The sequence below is a fragment of the Cognatundibacterium luofuense genome, assembly GCF_018139685.1.
Taxonomy (GTDB): Bacteria; Pseudomonadota; Gammaproteobacteria; order Burkholderiales; family Burkholderiaceae_D; genus Undibacterium; species Undibacterium luofuense.
The window spans coordinates 1-278 of the sequence record NZ_JAGSPN010000688.1; the positions used below are offsets into that span (position 1 = coordinate 1).

General features: G+C 56.1%; 1 pseudogene. It reads left to right on the forward strand.

Going from position 1 to position 278, the window contains the following annotated elements:
• Nucleotides 1-278: pseudogene (locus KDM89_RS22200) on the forward strand (DNA polymerase III subunit delta'); the annotation flags it as partial.

Here is a 278-nt window from a genome sequence, read left to right on the forward strand (position 1 = left end):
GATCGTACTGTACCCGGCGGAAGCGCTGAATATTCCAGCGGCCAATGCCTTACTGAAATCCCTGGAAGAACCCGCCAAAGACACCGTCTTTATTTTGGTTTGCCACAGTATTGATAAGCTGCTGCCAACCATCCTGTCGCGCTGCCACAAATTCGCCCTGAGCTTACCGGAGCACGCCCAGGCAATGGACTGGCTCAGACAACAAGGCGTGGCTGACGCTGATGTCTGGCTTGCGCAACAAGGCGGTGCACCGCTAGCGGCCAAGGAAATGGCGCAAT